Origin of the sequence: Klenkia sesuvii (genome assembly GCF_037083825.1) — a bacterium.
GTDB lineage: Bacteria > Actinomycetota > Actinomycetes > Mycobacteriales > Geodermatophilaceae > Klenkia > Klenkia sesuvii.
This window is the reverse complement of the sequence record NZ_JBAPLU010000048.1, coordinates 1-1,800: the sequence shown is the minus strand read 5'-3', so window position 1 is coordinate 1,800 and position 1,800 is coordinate 1. Positions and strand designations below refer to the sequence as shown.

The 1,800-nt window shown below is 68.4% G+C and carries 1 protein-coding gene; it reads left to right on the top strand.

The features are described from left to right. Nucleotides 1-113 precede the first annotated feature (113 nt). Nucleotides 114-1,781 (top strand): IS1634 family transposase, encoded by a 1,668-nt coding sequence (locus TEK04_RS21140; protein ID WP_336406347.1) that lies wholly within the window; start codon nucleotides 114-116, stop codon nucleotides 1,779-1,781. Nucleotides 1,782-1,800 lie beyond the last annotated feature (19 nt).

The window sequence follows — 1,800 nt, the reverse complement described above, 5'->3', positions numbered from 1 at the left end:
CCCGACTTTGATCAGGCGACCATGATCATTTCGTCTGTTGCGTCTTGACCTGCGGGGAGGCCTGCGACGAGTCACGGTTTCACGCACTAACGGGATCGTTCTAGGGTGCTTCGGTGGCGTTCATCCGGCGGGTGCGGACCGCGTCGGGAGCCACGGCGGTGCAGATCGCGGCGTATCGGGCCGGGCGGCAGGAGATCGTCAAGCATGTCGGTTCCGCGCACACTGACGCCGAGCTCGGGGTGCTGATGGAGCGGGCCAGGTCGCTGCTGGACGACCCGGCCCAGGGTGTGCTGGACCTGGGCATTCAGGCCACCCCCAGGGTCTTGCCGGTGGCGGTCGTCCCGCCGGCCCAGGGCGTGCTCCCGGTGCCTGCGACGCTGGCCTCCTCGGCCGAGCCGGCGGCAGTGCGTCGAGACGCCCCTGGTCGGGTGCTGGCGACGGGGTCGCGGCTGCTCTACGACGCGCTGCGCGGGGTGCTCACCGAGCTGGGATTCGTCGCCGTGACCGATGAGGTGTTCTGCGACCTGGTCATCGCCCGGATCGTGGAACCGACATCGCTGCTGGATGCCGGTCGGGTGCTCACCGACCTGGGCTGCCGGCCGGCCAGCTACCCGACGATGAACCGGGTGCTGCGACGGGCCGGCAAGGACAAGTACCGGGACAAGATCGCCTCGGCGTGCTTCGCTCACGCCAGCCACGCCGGGGACCTGACGTTGTGCCTCTACGACGTCACGACCCTGTACTTCGAGGCCGAACACGAAGATGAACTGCGGAAAGTCGGCTACAGCAAGGAACGGCGGGTCGACCCACAGGTCGTGGTCGGTCTCCTGGTCGACCGACAGGGCTTTCCGCTGGAGATCGGCTGCTTCGAGGGCAACAAGGCCGAGACCACCACCCTGATCCCAATCATCACCGCCTTCATCGAGCGACACGGCCTGGCCGATCTCGCGGTCACCGCTGATGCCGGCATGCTCTCAGCCGGGAACCTGACCGCGCTGGATGAGGCGCACGTACGGTTCATCGTCGGGTCCCGGGTGACCCGGGCACCGGCCGATCTGGAGTCGCACTTCCACTGGCACGGCGATGCATTCACCGACGGTCAGGTCATCGACACCATCACCCCCAAGACCGCCCGCGGCAAGGCCGGGAAGGTCGGCGACAACGACGTCGCCCGCCGCGCCGAACCCGTGTGGGACCCCGGCGTGCACGCCCGGTCGTGGCGGGCGGTGTGGGCCTACTCGGCCAAACGAGCCGCCCGGGACCGCAAGACCCTCGCCCTGCAGGAAGCCCGCGCCCGCGAAGTCGTCGACGGTGACCGGGCCGCCCGCACGCCGCGGTTCGTCAAGACCAGCAACGGCGCCCGCTCCCTGGATGAGAAAGCCCTGGCCAGAGCCCAGTCCCTGGTCGGGTTGAAGGGGTACGTCACCAACATCCCCGCCACCGTCATGCCCGCAGCTGAGGTGATCAGCAGCTACCACGACCTATGGCGGGTCGAGCAGTCCTTCCGGATGAGCAAGACCGACCTACGGGCCCGGCCGATGTTCCACCACGCTCGCGAAGCAATCGAAGCCCACCTCACGGTCGTGTTCACCGCCCTGGCCGTCGCCCGCGAAGTGCAGAACCGCACCGGACTGGCCATCGGCAACGTCATCCGCCAACTGCGGCCCCTGCGCTCGGCCACGATCGCGATCAACGGCACCACCCAGACCTTCCACCCCGCCGTCCCCGCCGCTCAGCAGGCCATCCTCGACGCCATGCAGGGCGCCGATCTCACGCACTAAGCGAATGATCAAAGTCAGG